Annotated in this window: 17 protein-coding genes; 3 read left to right on the plus strand and 14 right to left on the minus strand. The window is 57.2% G+C overall.

Going from position 1 to position 17,602, the window contains the following annotated elements; all coding sequences use genetic code 11:
* Nucleotides 1-91: 91 nt before the first annotated feature.
* From LIY45_RS15890 to mnmG, 13 genes are all read right to left on the minus strand, one after another.
* Nucleotides 92-517 (minus strand): F0F1 ATP synthase subunit epsilon, encoded by a 426-nt coding sequence (locus tag LIY45_RS15890; protein WP_226476878.1) that lies wholly within the window; start codon nucleotides 515-517, stop codon nucleotides 92-94.
* Nucleotides 518-561: 44 nt separating this feature from the next.
* Entirely contained in the window at nucleotides 562-1,941 is a 1,380-nt protein-coding gene (atpD, locus tag LIY45_RS15895) for a F0F1 ATP synthase subunit beta (RefSeq protein WP_003213545.1), read from the minus strand.
* 27 nt (nucleotides 1,942-1,968) lie between these two features.
* Nucleotides 1,969-2,829: a F0F1 ATP synthase subunit gamma gene (gene atpG / locus LIY45_RS15900; RefSeq protein ID WP_003213547.1), complete on the minus strand. Its 861-nt coding sequence runs from the start codon at nucleotides 2,827-2,829 to the stop codon at nucleotides 1,969-1,971.
* Nucleotides 2,830-2,879: 50 nt separating this feature from the next.
* Nucleotides 2,880-4,424 (minus strand): F0F1 ATP synthase subunit alpha, encoded by a 1,545-nt coding sequence (gene atpA, locus LIY45_RS15905; protein WP_003213549.1) that lies wholly within the window; start codon nucleotides 4,422-4,424, stop codon nucleotides 2,880-2,882.
* 21 nt (nucleotides 4,425-4,445) lie between these two features.
* Complete coding sequence (locus LIY45_RS15910; RefSeq protein ID WP_003213551.1) at nucleotides 4,446-4,982, minus strand: F0F1 ATP synthase subunit delta; 537 nt, start codon at nucleotides 4,980-4,982, stop codon at nucleotides 4,446-4,448.
* A 12-nt stretch (nucleotides 4,983-4,994) separates the two neighbouring features.
* Nucleotides 4,995-5,465 carry a F0F1 ATP synthase subunit B gene (locus LIY45_RS15915; RefSeq protein WP_226476879.1) on the minus strand — a complete coding sequence of 157 codons (471 nt, stop codon included), beginning with the start codon at nucleotides 5,463-5,465 and terminating at the stop codon, nucleotides 4,995-4,997.
* Nucleotides 5,466-5,521: 56 nt separating this feature from the next.
* Nucleotides 5,522-5,779: a F0F1 ATP synthase subunit C gene (gene atpE / locus LIY45_RS15920; RefSeq protein WP_002555987.1), complete on the minus strand. Its 258-nt coding sequence runs from the start codon at nucleotides 5,777-5,779 to the stop codon at nucleotides 5,522-5,524.
* A gap of 133 nt (nucleotides 5,780-5,912) precedes the next feature.
* Nucleotides 5,913-6,782, minus strand: a complete 870-nt coding sequence (atpB, locus tag LIY45_RS15925) for a F0F1 ATP synthase subunit A (RefSeq protein ID WP_017477891.1) — start codon at nucleotides 6,780-6,782, stop codon at nucleotides 5,913-5,915.
* Nucleotides 6,783-6,798: 16 nt separating this feature from the next.
* A complete protein-coding gene (locus LIY45_RS15930; protein WP_181077562.1) occupies nucleotides 6,799-7,206 on the minus strand; it encodes a F0F1 ATP synthase subunit I in 408 nt (135 codons plus the stop codon).
* Between the two features lie 148 nt (nucleotides 7,207-7,354).
* On the minus strand, nucleotides 7,355-8,227 hold the full coding sequence (locus LIY45_RS15935) for a ParB/RepB/Spo0J family partition protein (RefSeq protein ID WP_003213558.1): 873 nt from the start codon (nucleotides 8,225-8,227) through the stop codon (nucleotides 7,355-7,357).
* Nucleotides 8,228-8,236: 9 nt separating this feature from the next.
* A complete protein-coding gene (locus tag LIY45_RS15940) occupies nucleotides 8,237-9,034 on the minus strand; it encodes a ParA family protein (RefSeq protein ID WP_017477894.1) in 798 nt (265 codons plus the stop codon).
* 18 nt (nucleotides 9,035-9,052) lie between these two features.
* The gene (gene rsmG, locus LIY45_RS15945) at nucleotides 9,053-9,697 is read right to left on the minus strand and encodes a 16S rRNA (guanine(527)-N(7))-methyltransferase RsmG (RefSeq protein WP_226476880.1); all 645 of its coding nucleotides are present in this window, start codon (nucleotides 9,695-9,697) and stop codon (nucleotides 9,053-9,055) included.
* The gene (gene mnmG / locus LIY45_RS15950) at nucleotides 9,694-11,586 is read right to left on the minus strand and encodes a tRNA uridine-5-carboxymethylaminomethyl(34) synthesis enzyme MnmG (protein ID WP_226476881.1); all 1,893 of its coding nucleotides are present in this window, start codon (nucleotides 11,584-11,586) and stop codon (nucleotides 9,694-9,696) included. The genes rsmG and mnmG overlap by 4 nt, the downstream gene beginning before the upstream one ends.
* A gap of 586 nt (nucleotides 11,587-12,172) precedes the next feature.
* Here mnmG and LIY45_RS15955 point away from each other — a divergent pair.
* The 3 genes from LIY45_RS15955 to LIY45_RS15965 all read left to right on the plus strand — a co-directional run bounded on the left by LIY45_RS15955 (nucleotide 12,173) and on the right by LIY45_RS15965 (nucleotide 16,158).
* Nucleotides 12,173-12,679, plus strand: a complete 507-nt coding sequence (locus LIY45_RS15955) for a sigma-70 family RNA polymerase sigma factor (RefSeq protein WP_017477896.1) — start codon at nucleotides 12,173-12,175, stop codon at nucleotides 12,677-12,679.
* Complete coding sequence (locus tag LIY45_RS15960; RefSeq protein ID WP_226476882.1) at nucleotides 12,679-13,623, plus strand: FecR domain-containing protein; 945 nt, start codon at nucleotides 12,679-12,681, stop codon at nucleotides 13,621-13,623. Before LIY45_RS15955 ends, LIY45_RS15960 begins: the two co-directional genes overlap by 1 nt.
* Nucleotides 13,624-13,716: 93 nt before the next feature.
* Nucleotides 13,717-16,158: a TonB-dependent siderophore receptor gene (locus tag LIY45_RS15965; protein WP_226476883.1), complete on the plus strand. Its 2,442-nt coding sequence runs from the start codon at nucleotides 13,717-13,719 to the stop codon at nucleotides 16,156-16,158.
* A gap of 28 nt (nucleotides 16,159-16,186) precedes the next feature.
* On the opposite strand, the gene mnmE is transcribed toward LIY45_RS15965, so the two are convergent.
* Nucleotides 16,187-17,557 (minus strand): tRNA uridine-5-carboxymethylaminomethyl(34) synthesis GTPase MnmE, encoded by a 1,371-nt coding sequence (mnmE, locus tag LIY45_RS15970; RefSeq protein ID WP_226476884.1) that lies wholly within the window; start codon nucleotides 17,555-17,557, stop codon nucleotides 16,187-16,189.
* Nucleotides 17,558-17,602: the final 45 nt, after the last annotated feature.

Consider the following 17,602-nt stretch of genomic DNA (forward strand, 5'->3'; position numbering starts at 1 on the left):
AGACTTCAGACCAAATGAAGTGTTTTGCAAAAAAAGAAAAAGGGTAGCCGAGGCTACCCTTTTTAATCAATCACACATGAGGTTTAACGGCTTAGCCGCCAAACTTCTTGCGGATCTGCTGGACGGTGCGCAGCTGAGCTGCGGCCTCGGCCAGACGTGCAGCAGCAGAACCGTAGTCGAAATCTGCGCCTTTTTCGTTCAGGGCCTTCTCGGCAGCCTTGACGGCTTCCTGAGCGGAGGCTTCATCCAGGTCGGCAGCACGTTGCACGGTGTCGGCAAGTACCTTGACCATGTTCGGCTGAACCTCGAGGAAACCACCGGAGATGTAGAAAACCTCCTTTTCCCCGCCTTGCTTGGTCAGAATGATCGGACCTGGTTTCAAACTGGTGATCAACGGCGCGTGGCCCATGGCAATACCCAGGTCACCGAGTTCACCGTGTGCAATCACCATTTCTACCAGACCGGAGAAGATTTCCCCTTCCGCGCTGACGATATCGCAATGGACTGTCATAGCCATCTGATTGCCTCAACCTGATGAGCGCCCGTTGCCGGGCGCCGGGATTACAGTTTCTTGGCTTTCTCGATCGCTTCTTCGATGCCGCCGACCATGTAGAACGCTTGTTCTGGCAGGTGGTCGTAGTCACCGTTGAGGATGCCTTTGAAGCCAGCAATGGTGTCTTTCAGGGAAACGTATTTACCCGAGGCACCAGTGAAGACTTCAGCCACGAAGAACGGCTGCGACAAGAAGCGCTGGATCTTACGAGCGCGGGATACCAACTGCTTGTCGGTTTCCGACAGCTCGTCCATACCCAGGATCGCAATGATGTCCTTCAGTTCTTTGTAACGCTGCAGGACGTACTGGACGCCGCGAGCGGTGTCGTAGTGTTCCTGGCCGATGACGTTCGGGTCCAGCTGGCGCGAAGTCGAGTCCAGTGGATCGACCGCCGGGTAGATACCCAGGGAAGCGATGTCACGGGACAGTACGACGGTGGCGTCCAAGTGGGCGAACGTGGTCGCTGGCGACGGGTCAGTCAAGTCATCCGCAGGTACGTATACCGCTTGGATCGAGGTGATCGAACCGTTTTTGGTCGAAGTGATACGCTCTTGCAGAGTACCCATCTCTTCGGCCAGGGTCGGCTGGTAACCTACTGCGGAAGGCATACGGCCCAGCAGTGCGGATACTTCAGTACCGGCCAGGGTGTAACGATAGATGTTGTCGACGAACAGCAGAACGTCGTTACCTTCGTCACGGAACTTCTCGGCCATGGTCAGGCCGGTCAGTGCTACGCGCAGACGGTTACCCGGCGGCTCGTTCATCTGACCGTAAACCAGTGCCACTTTGTCCAGAACGTTGGAATCCTTCATCTCGTGGTAGAAGTCGTTACCCTCACGAGTACGCTCACCCACACCGGCGAACACGGAATAACCGCTGTGCTCGATGGCGATGTTACGGATCAGTTCCATCATGTTTACGGTTTTGCCTACACCGGCACCACCGAACAGACCGACTTTACCGCCCTTGGCGAACGGGCAAACCAGGTCGATAACCTTGATGCCGGTTTCCAGCAGGTCGTTGCCGCCCGCTTGTTCCGCAAAGGAAGGCGCAGGACGGTGAATGCCCCAGCGCTCTTCGGTGTCGATTGGACCGGCTTCGTCGATCGGGTTACCGAGGACGTCCATGATCCGGCCCAGGGTCGCTTTACCGACCGGTACGGAGATGGCTGCGCCAGAGTCAGTGACTTCCAGACCGCGCTTCAAGCCTTCGGTGGAACCCATTGCAATGGTACGAACCACGCCGTCGCCCAGCTGCTGCTGAACTTCCAGGGTGGTGCCTGCATCGCTTTTGACTTTCAAAGCGTTGTAGATGCTCGGTACGCTGTCGCGTGGGAATTCCACGTCGATAACGGCGCCGATGATTTGAACGATACGTCCGCTACTCATAGCTGGATCCTCTGAATATTTGAACCGTTAAACCGCGGCAGCGCCGCCGACGATTTCCGAGATCTCTTGGGTGATCGCAGCCTGACGCGCCTTGTTGTAGATCAGCTGCAAATCGCTGATCAAATCACCGGCGTTGTCGGTAGCGTTCTTCATCGCGATCATCCGCGCAGCTTGTTCAGCCGCGTTGTTCTCGACCACCGCCTGGTACACCTGCGACTCCACGTAGCGCACCATCAAGCCGTCAAGCAGCTCTTTGGCGTCTGGTTCGTAGAGGTAGTCCCAGTGGTGCTTGAGTTCTTGTTCCGGGGCCGCCACCAATGGAATCAACTGCTCCACGGTAGGCTGTTGCGTCATGGTGTTGATGAACTTGTTGGACACCACGGAGAGGCGGTCAATCCGGCCTTCCAGGTATGCATCCAGCATCACTTTGACGCTGCCGATCAAATCATTGATCGACGGTTCTTCACCCAGGTGGCTGATAGCTGCAACGACGTTACCGCCGAAGTTGCGGAAAAAGGCCGCACCCTTGCTACCGACCACACACAGATCGATCTCGACGCCTTTTTCGCGGTTTACCGCCATGTCCTTGACCAGGGCCTTGAACAGGTTGGTATTCAAACCACCGCACAAACCACGGTCACTGCTCACCACGACGTAACCGACGCGCTTAACTTCGCGATCGATCATGAACGGGTGGCGATATTCCGGGTTGGCGTTGGCCAGATGACCAATAACCTGGCGGATACGCTCCGCGTAGGGACGGCTAGCAGCCATGCGCATTTGTGCCTTGCGCATTTTGCTGACCGCCACTTTTTCCATGGCGCTGGTGATCTTTTGCGTGCTTTTGATGCTCGCAATCTTACTGCGAATCTCTTTTGCGCCTGCCATGTAACACCTATCAGGTTAGCAAGCGGGAGCCTCGCGGCCCCCGCTGCGGCTTACCAGGTTTGGGTGGCCTTGAACTTCTCGATACCGGCTTTGATGCCAGCGTCGATGTCGTCATTGAAGTCACCCTTCACGTTGATCTTCGCCATCAATTCGGCGTGATCGCGGTTGAAGTAAGCAATCAGCGCTTGTTCAAAGCTGCCGACCTTGGTGATTTCAACGTCGGTCAGGAACCCACGCTCAGCGGCATACAGCGACAGCGCCATGTCAGCGATCGACATTGGTGCGTATTGCTTCTGCTTCATCAGCTCGGTAACGCGCTGACCATGCTCAAGTTGCTTACGGGTCGCTTCGTCCAGGTCAGAAGCGAACTGGGCGAATGCCGCCAGTTCACGGTACTGAGCCAGAGCGGTACGGATACCACCGGAGAGCTTCTTGATGATCTTGGTCTGAGCGGCACCACCCACACGGGATACCGAAACACCGGCGTTCACTGCAGGACGGATCCCGGAGTTGAACATGGCCGATTCCAGGAAGATCTGACCGTCGGTGATGGAAATCACGTTGGTCGGAACGAACGCGGAAACGTCGCCAGCCTGGGTTTCGATAATCGGCAGTGCGGTCAGGGAACCGGTTTTGCCGGTCACTGCGCCGTTGGTGAACTTCTCTACGTATTCTTCCGAAACGCGGGATGCGCGCTCCAGCAGACGGGAGTGGAGATAGAACACGTCGCCTGGGTAAGCTTCACGGCCTGGTGGGCGGCGCAGCAGCAGGGAAATCTGGCGGTAAGCCACTGCTTGCTTGGACAGATCGTCATAAACGATCAGCGCGTCTTCACCGCGGTCGCGGAAGTATTCGCCCATGGTGCAACCGGAGTACGGTGCCAGGAACTGAAGTGCAGCGGATTCGGAAGCACTGGCGGCCACGACGATGGTGTTAGCCAGGGCGCCGTTTTCTTCCAGCTTGCGAACCACGTTGGCGATGGTCGATTGTTTCTGACCAATTGCTACGTAGACGCAGAAAATCCCGCTGTCTTTCTGGTTGATGATCGCGTCGATCGCCAGAGCGGTTTTACCGATCTGACGGTCACCGATGATCAGCTCACGCTGGCCACGGCCGACAGGAATCATGGCATCGACAGCCTTGTAGCCAGTCTGTACAGGCTGGTCTACCGACTTACGCCAGATCACGCCTGGAGCAACTTTCTCGACCGCATCGGTCTCGGTGTTGTTCAGTGGACCTTTGCCGTCAACTGGGTTACCCAGTGCGTCGACAACGCGACCCAGCAGTTCCTTACCAACCGGAACTTCCAGGATGCGGCCTGTGCACTTGGCGCTCATGCCTTCAGCCAGAGTCTGGTAGGAGCCCAATACAACGGCACCTACAGAGTCTTGCTCCAGGTTGAGAGCCATACCGTAGACGCCGCCCGGAAACTCGATCATCTCGCCGTACATGACGTCGGCCAGACCGTGAATCCGCACGATGCCGTCAGATACGCTGACGACAGTGCCTTCGTTACGGGCTTGGGAGGTCACATCGAGCTTGTCGATGCGGCCTTTGATAATTTCACTTATTTCGGAAGGATTGAGTTGCTGCATTGCTCTGCTGCCCCTTCAAACTCAAGATTTCAATGCTTCGGCAAGATTCGCGAGTTTGCCGCGAATCGAGCCATCGATAACCAGGTCGCCGGCGCGAATGATGACACCACCAATCAGGGTGGCATCCTCCGCAACTTGCAGGCGCACTTCCCGGTCGAGTCGTGCACTGAGAACCTTGGCGAGTTTGTCTTGCTGTTCTTGGTTCAATGCAAAAGCACTGGTCACTTCAACGTCTACCGATTTCTCTTGTTCGGCCTTGTACAGGTCAAACAGAGCGGCGATCTCCGGCAGAAGCGGGAGACGGTCGTTTTCGGCAACGACGTGGATGAAGTTCTGCACTTTCACATCAAACTTGTCGCCGCACACGTCAATAAACGTGGCGGCCTTGTCTGCGCTCGTCAGTCGCGGGGCCTTGAGCACGCGCTGCATGGTGTCATCTTGCGACACTGCTGCAGCCAGGCCGAGCATGGCTGACCAAGAGGCCAGCTGCTGGTGGGCCTGGGCGTGCTCGAAGGCTGCCTTAGCGTAAGGTCGGGCCAACGTGGTCAATTCTGCCATGATCGCCCTCGCTTAAATTTCAGCAGCCAGTTTGTTTACCAGCTCCGCGTGCGCGTTTTGATCGATTGTGGCACCCAGGATCTTCTCAGCACCGCCGACGGCCAGAGCACCCAGTTGGGCACGCAGCGCATCTTTGACACCGTTCAGTTCCTGCTCGATCTCGGCTTGAGCCTGAACCTTCACACGGTCAGCGTCGATACGGGCTTTTTCAACAGCCTCTTCAACGATCTGGTTACCGCGTTTCTTGGCTTGCTCAATGATTTCAGCTGCCTGAGCTTTCGCTTCGCGCAGTTGTTGACCCGCTTTATTTTGGGCCAACTCCAGGTCGCGAGCTGCTCGTGCGGCAGCGTCCAGTCCGTCTGCGATCTTCTTCTGACGTTCGTGCAAAGCCGCGATGACCGGAGGCCATACGAACTTCATGCAGAAAACTACAAAAATCAAGAACGCTAAGGACTGACCAATAATGGTTGCATTAATGTTCACGCCAATACCTCGCTCGTTCGTTGCACAACACACCAATCACTCGAAAAAACGAGTGATTAACCGGCGAGTTGACCAACGAAGGGGTTCGCGAAGGTGAAGAACAGAGCGATACCAACACCGATCATGGTCACGGCGTCGAGCAGGCCGGCGACGATGAACATTTTAACTTGCAGCATTGGAACCATTTCTGGCTGACGCGCTGCGCCTTCCAGGAACTTGCCGCCCAGCAGGCCGAAACCAATGGCAGTACCCAGGGCGCCCAGGCCGATCAACAGTGCAACAGCGATAGCGGTTAGACCAACTACAGTTTCCATCTTTCCTCCCGACTTTTACGTCGTATGGTTTAGGTTTTTTAGATTTTAAAGCGGTAAAACAAATCGTTTCATAGCCCTTCAGGGCTACCCTCCCGTTTGACCGGGAGGGACATCAGACTAGTCGAGACTGGTCTTAATGGTTCTCTTCGTGCGCCATCGACAGGTAGACGATGGTCAGCATCATGAAGATAAACGCCTGCAGGGTGATGATCAGGATGTGGAACACAGCCCACGCCCACTGCAGAACAATGCCCAGGCCGCTAAGCCAGAGCAGACCACTGCCGAACATCACAGCGATCAGAATGAACACCAGCTCACCGGCATACATGTTGCCGAACAGTCGCAGAGCCAGGGAAATTGGCTTGGCGATCAGGGTCACGAATTCCAGCAGGAAGTTCACCGGGATCAGCAGGGCTTGAACGAAGATGTTCTTGCTGCCGAACGGGTGCAGGGTCAGTTCGCCGATGAAGCCGCCGATGCCCTTGATCTTGATGCTGTAGAAAATGATCAACACGAACACCGACAGGGCCATGCCCAGGGTAGCGTTCGGGTCAGTGGTCGATACGGCACGGAATGGAATGTGCGGATCGCCGGAGATCGCCATGGCCAACTGAGGAATCCAGTCGACCGGAATCAGGTCGACGGCGTTCATCAGGAACACCCAGACGAAGATGGTCAGTGCCAACGGTGCGATCACCGCGCTACGACCATGGAAGCTGTCTTTCACGCTGCCATCGACGAATTCGACCAATACTTCAACGAAGTTCTGCAAAGCACCCGGCTGACCGGAAGTCGCCTTCTTTGCCGCCATGCGGAAAATCAGGACGAAGATCAGACCCAATGCGACAGACCAGCCCAGAGTATCCAGGTGGAATGCCCAGAAACCCATTTCTTTGGCTTCTGCTGCGGTGTGGGCAAAGCCCCAGCCGCCGTTGGGAAGCTGACCGAAGGTCAGGTTCTGCAAGTGGTGCTGGATATAGCCCGAAGCGGTTGTTTCTGCCATGGTTGCCTCAAACGCCCTAAGGTTTCGAAAGTCTTGTTTTCATTAGCAGGGGAGCGAACCAGCTGACCAGTTGGGTCAACACGAAGACGCCGAATACAGCCAGCGGCGCCAATGGCTTCACACCTGCAAAGGTCAGTGCAAACAGCACTGCCGTCAAAATCAATTTCCCCGCCTCGCCAGCATAAAAAGACCGGACGATGGCTTGGGCTGCTCGGGCGCCGGAAAACCGAAAGGCCCTGTGAGCAAAATACATATTGGGCAGCAAGGCTATCAGGCCTCCGCAGAGTCCCGAGTATCCCGCTACGACTCCATGCCAATACCAAAGCGCCAAAGCGGCGATCAGCAAGATGACAAATTGAGCCACTAAAACCGGGAAAACGGCCAAGCGATGGAACGGCAACGTGTTTGGCGTGCGGGTTTCCATCACTCTTGCTCCTCAATGGTCGGCTGCCGGAAATCAATAACTTGGCATAATTTGTGCCGACAAAATGCGCGCAGAGTATAGGGGCGGTTCTGCCCCTATTCAACTGCCGGGTAGTGATTTCCGACTGCGCGCTACAGAAGCAATTGTTTCAGCGGATGTGGGCAAGGACGCCCTGAAGCTCATCCAATGAGTTATATCCGATGACCAATTGCCCTTTACCTTTCTTGCCGTGACGAATTTGCACCGCAGAGCCTAGGCGCTCGGCCAGGCGTTGCTCCAGGCGTGCAATGTCCGGATCAGGTTTGGCGGTTTCGACCGGTGCAGGTTTGCCACTGAGCCACTGGCGAACCAGGGCCTCGGTCTGACGAACGGTGAGGCCTCGTGCGACAACGTGTCGCGCCCCCTCAACCTGTTGATTTTCCGGCAAACCGAGCAAGGCACGGGCGTGACCCATTTCCAGGTCACCATGGGAAAGCATGGTTTTGATGACTTCCGGCAGCGCGATCAGGCGCAGCAGGTTGGACACGGTCACGCGAGATTTGCCCACCGCATCCGCGACTTCCTGCTGCGTCAGTTTGAATTCCTGCTGCAAACGCTGCAGGGCGATCGCTTCCTCGATCGGATTGAGGTCTTCGCGCTGGATGTTCTCGATCAACGCCATGGCGATGGCGGTTTCATCCGGCACATCGCGCACCATTGCCGGAATGGTTTCCTTGCCGGCCTGCTGGCTGGCGCGCCAGCGGCGCTCGCCGGCGATGATTTCAAAGCGGCCGGCACCAATCGGGCGCACCACGATCGGCTGCATCACGCCCTGGGCCTTGATCGAATTCGCCAATTCTTCCAGCGCCTGGGGGTCCATGTCCCGGCGCGGCTGGTATTTGCCGCGCTGGATCAGGTCCAGCGGCAGGTGCTGCAGCTCACGCTCGTCGGCCTGCACCGCTTGCTCTTCAAGGGTCGTGACAGTCGGACCACTCAGCAGTGCATCCAGTCCACGTCCGAGACCTCGTTTCTTGACGGCCATGGGGATTCCTTAAGTTGGCTGGGCTGCAGCGGTGCGAGAATTGCGGCGTTGACGACGAACCATTTCGCCGGCCAGCGCCAGGTAGGCAATGGCGCCGCGGGATGATTTGTCGTACGCCAGCGCGGGCATGCCATAGCTTGGCGCTTCGGCCAGGCGGATGTTGCGTGGAATCACGGTGTCGTAGAGCTGATCGCCGAAGTGTTCCTTGAGCTGCGCCGACACATCGTTCATCAGGCTCAGGCGCGGGTCATACATGGTCCGCAGCAGGCCTTCGATTTGCAGGTTCGGGTTGAGCAACTCGGCAATACGCTTGATGTTATCCACAAGGTCGCTCAAGCCTTCGAGCGCGAAGTACTCGCACTGCATGGGGATAATCACCCCGTCGGCGGCAACCAGTGCGTTCAACGTCAGCATCGACAGCGATGGCGGGCAGTCGATCAAAATGTAGTCGTAGTTCTCGCGGATTGGCGCCAAGGCGCTGCGCAGACGGCTTTCTTTCATCTGCATTTCCAGCAGCACCACTTCCGCCGCAGTCAAATCGCGGTTGGCCGGCAGCAGTTGATAACCGCCGTGCTCGGAATAGTGCATGGCCTGGGCCAGGTCACACTCGCCAATCAGCAAGTCGTAGACCGAGTTTTCCAGGCCGTGTTTATCCACACCGCTACCCATGGTGGCGTTGCCCTGTGGATCGAGATCGATCAACAGCACCCGACGCTTGGTAGCGACCAGGGATGCTGCGAGGTTGATGCAGGTGGTGGTTTTGCCCACGCCACCTTTCTGGTTCGCTATCGCGAATACCTTAGCCATTCTTGCTTGTGTTCCCAATCATGCCGTGCGGCGCAGTATCAGCAGATGGCGTTGGCCTTGGCAACCGGGTACGGCCAAGGCGTGTTCGCTATCGAGGTGGAAGTCTGCCGGCAATGCTAACAGCTCGTCGCTTGGATGAACGCCCTTCATTGCCAGCCAACGGGTATCGCGGTCGCCGAGGTGGCGGGTCCAGTTGCTGAAGTTCTCCATGCTGCTGAACGCCCGGGACACAATTCCGTTGAAAGGCTGTTCAGGCGTGAAGGCTTCGACACGACTGTGGATAACTTGCAGATTATCCAGCTTGAGTTCGAGTTTGACCTGGGTCAGGAAGCGGGTTTTCTTGCCATTGCTGTCCAGGCAAGTCACTTGCGACTCGGGAAACAGGATCGCCAACGGGATGCCGGGCATGCCGCCGCCGCTGCCAACGTCGAGCCAACGGCCGTTTTCGATAAACGGCATCACGCTGAGGCTGTCGAGCAGATGGCGAGAGACCATTTCGTCTGGATCACGCACCGCCGTGAGGTTGTAAGCCTTGTTCCATTTGATCAACAGGGCCAGATACCCCAGCAGCAACTCGTGCTGGGCTTCGGTCAGGTCGACGCTAAGCTGGCGAGCACCTGTGGATAACTCTTCGGCGTGTTGCGAGGTGACCAACGAACTCAAGCGCTTTGCTCCAACTGACGGCCCGCGCCGCGTTTTTTCAAATGAATCATCAACAGCGAAATGGCTGCCGGCGTGACACCCGGGATACGGGACGCCTGGCCCAGGGTCTCAGGTCGAGTTATCCCCAGCTTGCCTTGAATCTCTTTCGACAGCCCGGAAATGTTTGTGTAATCGATATCCACAGGCAGCTTGGTGTCTTCGCTGGCCCGCAGACGAGCGATCTCATCCTGCTGACGGTCAATGTAACCGGCGTATTTAGTCTTGATTTCGACCTGTTCGGCGACCTGTGGATCGTCTGCGCCACCGCCGGTGACCGAGATCAGACCAGCGTAGTCGATTTCCGGACGGGACAGCAGGTTCAGCAGGTTGTATTCGTGAGTCAGCGGCGTGCCGAATTTTTCGGCAATCGCGTCGCCTTGCTCGGTGCCCGGGCGTACCCAGGTACTTTTCAGGCGCTGCTCTTCCAACTCGATGCTTTCGCGTTTTTTGCAGAAGGCAGCCCAACGCACGTCGTCGACCAGGCCCAGCTCACGACCTTTTTCGGTCAAGCGCAGGTCGGCGTTGTCTTCCCGCAGGATCAGGCGGTATTCAGCCCGGGACGTAAACATCCGGTACGGTTCCTGGGTGCCGAGGGTGATCAGGTCGTCGACCAACACACCGATGTACGCCTCATCGCGACGCGGGCACCAACTGTCTTTGCCCTGTGCACGCAGTGCCGCGTTGGTTCCGGCCAGTAAACCCTGGGCGCCGGCTTCTTCGTAACCGGTAGTGCCGTTGATTTGGCCAGCGAAGAACAAACCGCCAATAACCTTGGTTTCCAGGCTGTATTTCAGGTCACGCGGGTCGAAGTAGTCGTATTCGATGGCGTAGCCAGGCCGCACGATGTGGGCGTTTTCCATACCGCGAATCGATTGCACGATCTGGATTTGCACGTCGAACGGCAAGGACGTGGAAATCCCGTTCGGGTACAGCTCGTGGGTAGTCAGACCTTCCGGTTCGATAAAGACCTGGTGGCTTTCCTTGTCGGCAAAGCGATGGATCTTGTCTTCGATCGACGGGCAGTAACGTGGGCCAATACCTTCGATCACACCGGAATACATCGGCGAACGGTCGAGGTTCGCGGCAATGATTTCGTGGGTGCGAGCGTTGGTGTGGGTAATCCAGCAACTGACCTGTTTCGGATGCTGTTCCTTGGAACCCATGAACGACATCACCGGGATCGGTGTATCGCCGGCTTGCTCGGTCATCACCGAGAAATCCACAGACCGACCATCAATTCGCGGCGGCGTGCCGGTTTTCAGGCGACCAACACGCAGCGGCAGTTCGCGAAGGCGCTGAGCCAGGGCAATCGACGGCGGATCACCGGCGCGGCCACCGGAATAGTTCTGCATGCCGATGTGGATAAGTCCGCCGAGGAAGGTACCGGTGGTCAACACCACGGATTCTGCGAAGAAACGCAGGCCCATTTGCGTGACAACACCGCGTACCTGGTCTTGTTCGACGATCAGGTCATCGGCTGCCTGTTGAAATATCCACAGGTTCGGCTGGTTTTCCAGGGTTTCGCGGACAGCGGCCTTGTACAGGATCCGGTCGGCTTGAGCACGAGTGGCTCGCACGGCCGGGCCTTTGCGGCTGTTCAATACGCGAAATTGAATACCACCCTTGTCAGTAGCCATGGCCATCGCGCCGCCCAGGGCATCGATTTCCTTGACCAAGTGGCTTTTGCCAATCCCGCCAATTGCGGGGTTGCAGCTCATGGCGCCGAGGGTTTCCACGTTATGCGTCAGCAACAGGGTTTTTGCCCCCATGCGTGCTGACGCCAGTGCTGCCTCGGTACCGGCATGACCGCCGCCGATGACGATCACTTCAAAACGGGAAGGGAAATCCACCACGCACCTCGTGCCTGCTTCTGTAGGTAATTAGGAATGAGCGTTCGAGATCAGGTTTTCGAACGAGTCGGCAAGTATAGGGACTTCGCCCTTCCTAAAGAACCCTTTGCACAAAATTTAACCAGCTGTGGATGAATCACGAACAATAGAAATTAAAAGAGAGAAATTTATTAAATCTTTGTTTTTATGTTTATTTCTACTGAGGTATGTTTCTGTGGATAGATCTCTACAGGCCTTTATTTACTTTGTGTACAGAGCTTCAAAAGTCTGTGGTTAGGTGCCAAGGAGGCCCTTGGATAAGTGGTTTAAGCCTGTGGATTAAACAGGTGGTTATCCACAGAGGGGGTTTTGCTCAGGTTTCAAGCCTTGTTATCAACCGGGCACAGGGGCGGTTATTCACAGGGCTTAATCCACAGAAAATGCGGATTCCGATAAGTTTCAGGCACGCAGAAGCCTCCGAAAATCCCCGGTCAAGCAGGAAACAGTTCATTTGCATTTGTGAAACGGGTTGATGGCAGGCCTATTGTGAGAAAGCGTCACGGCAGTTAATAATAGTTATTATCATTAACCCACCTTGTCACCTCTCATGGCCCTTCCCTCGCATACCGTTGCAGTCCAGCACATCTATGAGCAGCACCATTCGTGGTTGCACAGCTGGCTCAAGGGAAAGTTGCATAACGCCTGCGATGCAGCGGACGTGGCACACGATACGTTCGTGCGGATCCTGGGCGGCCGCAATGCGACGCAGATCCTCGAACCCAGGGACTATCTGGCCACGGTTGCCAGGGGACTGGTGATTGACCGCTATCGCCGCCGCGCCATTGAGCAGGCCTATCTGCAAACCCTGGCAGACCGGCCAGAAGCGACCGCAATCAGTGAAGAAGACAAGGCCATCATCATTGAAACCCTCGTGGCTGTGGATAAAGCCTTGTATGGGCTGGGTGAGCGGGCCCGGCGAATTTTCATGCTGTCCCAGGTCGAAGGCCTGACTTATCAACAGATCGCCGATCAACTGCGTGTCTCGCTGACTACCGTCAAGAAACATATGGTTCGGGCCCTGACAGAATGCGCCCTGATCATGGCGGGCATGTGATGGCTGCCCCGGATCGCAAGACGTTCGAAGCCGCCGCCAGCTGGTACGTGCAATTTCAATCGCAACCACCGACACCCGCGGAACACAGTGCCTGGCAGCAATGGCTCAACGGCGATCCTTCCCATCAGGCGGCCTGGAACCAGATGGAGCAGTTGCAACGTGACCTCGGTGCGGTCCCCAAGGACTTCACCCGTCGTGCGCTCTCGGCCAGTCAACAACGGCGGCAAGTGCTCAAGCTGATGCTGACGTTCGGTGCCGCCGGGTACTTGGGGTGGAACGTTCAACAACACACGTCCCTGGGCAACCTCTGGGCTGACTATCGAACCAAGGTCGGCGAACGACGGCGAATCGGGCTGGCCGACGGCACTCAAATTGACCTCAATACGAACACGGCTATCGACGTACTTTTCGATGGACAGCAGCGACGGGTCCGTTTGCGTGAGGGGGAAGTACTTATCCACACCGGCAAGTCGGGGGGACAAACACCGTTTTATGTCGAAACCCGTGAGGGTCGTGTTCAAGCCTTGGGGACGTGGTTCACTGTTCGCCAACTGCAAGGGGCGACGCGGGTTGGTGTGCTGGAAGACCGGGTCAGCGTGCAACCCGTCGACCAGCCGGGCCATAGCCGAGTGCTCGGACCTGGTGAGAGTGTCGACTTTGGCACGCAAGACGTAGGCCCCAGCCATATTTATCGCGGGAACCAAGCTGCATGGGTCGACGGCCAATTGATTGTTCTGGACGCGCGATTGGGGGATGTCATCGACGAACTCGCGCGCTATCGGCCGGGCGTTATGCAGTGCGATGCCGCATCGGCACGGCTGCGGGTGTCCGGCACGTTCCGCCTGGATTCCACCGACGCCGTATTGGCCAACCTGCAGGTCACGCTGCCGATCCAGGTGAAGTATTTCACCCGCTACTGGGTTGCCGTCACGCTTACAGGTTGATACCGAAAAAATACTCTCAGCAGGGGTTATCTTTTTTTTACCTGGCGCGGCCCTACAGGTAATCACGATGCTACCTTCAGGGCTTACTCACACATGCGCCTTCCTACAAAACTTCGCCAGCGTCTCTCCTATCACGGCATTACGTATGGCTTGCTGCTGGCCTCGGCAGCGACTGCCAGCACCTTGCTATGCAATCGGGCCATTGCTGCCAGCCCAGTGCAACATTACGTGATCGCCTCCGGGCCACTCGACAATGCCTTGAGCCAATTCGCATCGAAGGCCAATGTGATTCTGTCATTCTCGCCGCAGCAGACCGCGCGCTTGCAAAGTCCTGGGCTGGAGGGTGACTATTCGGTGGAGCAGGGGTTTGCGTTATTGCTGCAAAACTCGGGATTGCAGGCGGCGGCTCAAGGCCCCGGCAGCTACGCGCTGCAGCCGGCCATGAGCGGGGGACAACTCATGTTGGCCCCGACAACTGTCAGCACTTATCAACAGACCGGTTTCAATCAGGACATTGCCGGAGACGTAGGTTACAAGGCGCAAAACAGCCGAATCGGTACCAAGACCAGCACACCATTGTCGGAAACTCCGCGCTCGGTGTCAGTGGTGACCGGCCAGCGCATCAAGGACCAAAAATCCCAGACGCTCACCGAAGTGTTGGGCTATGTGCCGGGAATCTTTGCCCCACCCTTCGCTGCGGGCGATGGCCTGGCGGGTGACCTGTTCTTCATTCGCGGCTTCAACGCCACGGATTATGGCTACGGCCTGCTGCGCGATGGCTTGCGAGTACAAGGCAACCGGTATGACACCACCAGCGAACCTTATGGGCTGGAACGGGTAGAAATATTCCGTGGTCCTTCTTCCCTGCTCTACGGCGAAAACGCCCCCGGTGGTCTGGTCAACCTGGTGAGTAAACACCCGACAGCTACACCCCAAGGCGAGGTTCAGCTGACCTACGGTTCGAATAATCGCCGACAGGTGGGTGTGGATATCTCCGGCCCATTGAACGACAGCGACAATATTCTTGGACGCGTGGTGATGCTCGGCAGGAAGTCCGACACCCAAACCGATCACGTTCCCGATGACCGCCTGTATATCGCACCGTCCCTGACCCTCAATTTCGACGACTACAACACCCTGACGCTGCTGGCCAACTACCAGAAAGACCACACCAATCTAGAACTTGGCCTACCTGCCGCCGGCACATTACTGACCAACCCCAACGGGAAGCTTTCCAAGCACACCATGCTCGGTGACCCGGACTGGAACACCTTCGAACGGGAAACCTGGAGCACCGGCTACGAGTTCAGCCACAGCTTCAACGATGACTGGCAGTTTCGGCAGAACTCGCGCTACATGCAGTCGCGAATCACCCGCCATGAAACCTGGCCAGGCAACCTGAATAATGCGGGGTTCGGCACCCAGCTGAACATGAATGCCTACGACCGCTACAACAAATCGATGGTCTACTCGCTGGATAACCAATTGGAAGGAAAATTCCAGGTAGGCGGCCTGGAAAATACTGTGCTGTTCGGTGCCAGCTATGACCGGACCTCCTTCAGCCAGGATTGGAATGCCGGATTTGCAGGCACGATCAATGTGTATAACCCGGTGTACCTGAGGGCCCCATTGACGCCTCTCGCGGTGCAAAACACGTTGCTCGAACAGCAGATGAAAGGTGTTTATGCACAGGTCCAGAGCAAGTATGACCACTGGTTATTCTTGCTCGGCGGACGCCAGGACTGGGTCGACAGCGATTTCCGCGACAAGGTGGCCAAGGCCGGCAACATCAGCGCTGAAGACCGCAAATTCACCTATCAGGGCGGGATCATGTACCAGTTCGACAACGGCCTGACGCCGTATGTCAGCTACTCGACTGCGTTCGTCCCGGTACAGCAGATCTCCAATGCCGGCACGCCACTGGATCCGATCACCAGCAGTCAATACGAAGTAGGCCTCAAGTACGAGCCGATCGGCTGGGACACGGCGATGACGTTGTCGGTCTATGACTTGCGCAAGCAGGACGACACGTACCTCGACGCCACTACCAATACCTACCGCCAGGTGGGCGAAAGCCGGGCCAAGGGCGTGGAAGTGGAGGTCAACAGCAACCTCACCCCTAATTTGAACGTGACTGCGGCCTACACCTACACCGATGCTCGGATTACCAAGGATTCGGCAACGTCGCTCGTGGAAGGTCACCAAATGACCGGTGTCCCACGTAATCAGGCTTCGGTCTGGGGCAAGTACCGCTTTCTTGATGGCCAACTCAAGGGCTTGTCCGTCGGCGGCGGCATGCGCTACTTCGACAGCACTTTCGCTTACACCGCGCCTTCCCTCTACGGGAAGCTGGATGCTGGAAGCGTAACGTTGGTGGATGCCGCCATCGGGTACCAGATTGATAAGCACTGGTCGGTGGACGTGAACGCAAAGAACCTGTTCGACAAGGAATATGTGTCCGGCTGCAACGATGCAGGCCGCTGCTATTGGGGTGAAAGCCGGACGCTACTCGGAACAGTTTCCTACAACTGGTGACGTGCCAGCCCAGCTGTGGATAACCTGGCTATTTCCCGATACAGAAGCTTGAAAAAATCCGCCCCAACAAATCATCGGAGCTGAATGCCCCGGTGATCTCACCCAACAGCTGCTGCGCCTGACGTAAATCTTCAGCCAGCAGCTCACCGGCACCTGCCAGCGTCAGCTGTGCGCGGCCATGCTCGAGGGCTGCACTGGCATGCCGCAGCGCCTCCAGGTGCCTGCGACGAGCGCTGAAGCTACTTTCCGAGGTCTGCTCGTAGCCCATGCACGCTTTCAGATGATCGCGCAGCAGTTCCAGCCCCTCTCCCGCTGACTTGGCACTTAAGCTGATCGTCACGTGGCCATCCTCACTGACTTCCAGGGCAATCGCCTCGCCCGTCAGGTCAGCCTTGTTGCGAATCAGTGTGACCTTGGCCGGGTCTGGCCGTTGTTCGAGGAATTCCGGCCACAGCGCGAATGGATCTGCAGCCTCTGGCGCAGTGGCATCCACCACCAGCAGCACACGGTCAGCTTCCGTGATGGCCTTCAACGCGCGTTCCACACCGATCTTTTCCACCTGGTCATCGGTGTCACGCAGCCCCGCCGTGTCCACCACATGCAGGGGCATGCCATCGATGTGGATATGTTCGCGCAAGATATCCCGCGTGGTGCCGGCGATCTCGGTGACGATCGCGGCTTCTCGCCCGGCCAGAGCATTGAGCAGGCTCGACTTGCCGGCGTTCGGCCGGCCGGCAATCACCACCGTCATACCGTCGCGTAGCAAGGCTCCTTGCCCCGCTTCGCGCAGTACTGTGGATAACTCGTCGCGGACTTTATCCAGCATTGCCAGGACATGGCCATCGGCGAGGAAGTCGATTTCTTCCTCCGGGAAATCAATCGCGGCCTCAACGTAGATGCGCAAGCTGATCAATTGCTCGGTGAGGTTATGCACACGCAGGGAAAACGCACCCTGCAATGAGCGCAACGCATTGCGCGCGGCTTGTGCAGAACTGGCTTCGATCAGGTCGGCAATCGCCTCGGCCTGGGCCAGGTCGAGTTTGTCGTTGAGGAACGCGCGTTCGCTGAATTCACCCGGCCGTGCCAGGCGGCAACCCAACTGCAGGGAACGCTGCAGCAACATGTCCAGAACGATCGGGCCGCCGTGGCCTTGCAGTTCCAGGACGTCTTCACCGGTAAAGGAGTTCGGCCCCGGGAAGTAAAGGGCGATGCCTTCATCCAGCACCTCGTCATCAGCGCCTAAAAACGGCCCGTAATGCGCATACCGCGGCTTCAGCTCCCGCCCACTGATGGCCTTGGCTGCCACGCCGGCGAGCGGCCCGGAAATACGAACGATACCGACACCACCACGACCTTGAGCGGTGGCGACAGCGGCGATGGTTTCACGAGGAGCGCTCATGGCGGGTACCCGGATAAAAGTGACGGAAAGCAAAACGCCCCACTA

The sequence above is a fragment of the Pseudomonas sp. MWU16-30323 genome (assembly GCF_020515595.1).
Classification (GTDB): Bacteria; Pseudomonadota; Gammaproteobacteria; order Pseudomonadales; family Pseudomonadaceae; genus Aquipseudomonas; species Aquipseudomonas yamanorum.

What these genes read in the sequence shown, in the direction of transcription:
- LIY45_RS15890 (WP_226476878.1), bottom strand. Translation starts at nt 517, where the DNA reads ATGGCTATGACAGTCCATTGCGATATCGTCAGCGCGGAAGGGGAAATC.
- atpD (WP_003213545.1), bottom strand. Translation starts at nt 1,941, where the DNA reads ATGAGTAGCGGACGTATCGTTCAAATCATCGGCGCCGTTATCGACGTG.
- atpG (WP_003213547.1), bottom strand. Translation starts at nt 2,829, where the DNA reads ATGGCAGGCGCAAAAGAGATTCGCAGTAAGATTGCGAGCATCAAAAGC.
- atpA (WP_003213549.1), bottom strand. Translation starts at nt 4,424, where the DNA reads ATGCAGCAACTCAATCCTTCCGAAATAAGTGAAATTATCAAAGGCCGC.
- LIY45_RS15910 (WP_003213551.1), bottom strand. Translation starts at nt 4,982, where the DNA reads ATGGCAGAATTGACCACGTTGGCCCGACCTTACGCTAAGGCAGCCTTC.
- atpE (WP_002555987.1), bottom strand. Translation starts at nt 5,779, where the DNA reads ATGGAAACTGTAGTTGGTCTAACCGCTATCGCTGTTGCACTGTTGATC.
- atpB (WP_017477891.1), bottom strand. Translation starts at nt 6,782, where the DNA reads ATGGCAGAAACAACCGCTTCGGGCTATATCCAGCACCACTTGCAGAAC.
- LIY45_RS15930 (WP_181077562.1), bottom strand. Translation starts at nt 7,206, where the DNA reads ATGGAAACCCGCACGCCAAACACGTTGCCGTTCCATCGCTTGGCCGTT.
- LIY45_RS15935 (WP_003213558.1), bottom strand. Translation starts at nt 8,227, where the DNA reads ATGGCCGTCAAGAAACGAGGTCTCGGACGTGGACTGGATGCACTGCTG.
- LIY45_RS15940 (WP_017477894.1), bottom strand. Translation starts at nt 9,034, where the DNA reads ATGGCTAAGGTATTCGCGATAGCGAACCAGAAAGGTGGCGTGGGCAAA.
- LIY45_RS15955 (WP_017477896.1), top strand. Translation starts at nt 12,173, where the DNA reads ATGGCCCTTCCCTCGCATACCGTTGCAGTCCAGCACATCTATGAGCAG.
- LIY45_RS15960 (WP_226476882.1), top strand. Translation starts at nt 12,679, where the DNA reads ATGGCTGCCCCGGATCGCAAGACGTTCGAAGCCGCCGCCAGCTGGTAC.
- LIY45_RS15965 (WP_226476883.1), top strand. Translation starts at nt 13,717, where the DNA reads ATGCGCCTTCCTACAAAACTTCGCCAGCGTCTCTCCTATCACGGCATT.
- mnmE (WP_226476884.1), bottom strand. Translation starts at nt 17,557, where the DNA reads ATGAGCGCTCCTCGTGAAACCATCGCCGCTGTCGCCACCGCTCAAGGT.